This window comes from Halomonas sp. ND22Bw, from assembly GCF_003011945.1.
In the GTDB taxonomy this organism is placed as follows: Bacteria; Pseudomonadota; Gammaproteobacteria; order Pseudomonadales; family Halomonadaceae; genus Halomonas; species Halomonas halophila.
On the sequence record NZ_PXWD01000740.1, the window covers coordinates 1 to 276 of the forward strand.

1 protein-coding gene is annotated in these 276 nt (G+C 58.7%); it reads left to right on the forward strand.

Annotated elements, in window-relative coordinates; all coding sequences use genetic code 11:
- Positions 1-102: 102 nt before the first annotated feature.
- Complete coding sequence (locus tag CVH10_RS25975) at positions 103-243, forward strand: hypothetical protein (protein ID WP_181244570.1); 141 nt, start codon at positions 103-105, stop codon at positions 241-243.
- The last annotated feature ends 33 nt before the right edge of the window (positions 244-276 follow it).

Sequence of the window (276 nt, forward strand, 5' to 3'; positions counted from 1 at the left end):
CTGTTTCCGGGGCGGCCGCCAAGTCGACCTCGAAGTACCCAACTTCTGTGGCGTCAGTTGAAAGAACACGGGTGGCCTACCCGTGCTGCTCGGAACACGGCCATGATCGCCAACGTCACATATCTCGACGCCGTGGTGGTCAGCGATCTCTTCGGTGTTGCCCCTAAGACGGCACATAAGTGGGCCCAGTATGCGAGCACCAGTTGGTCCGTCTACCTCAAAGCGAGAGAAAGCGTTTCATGACCGTTTTCGGGTGGTTCCGGCGGCCATCTCTGT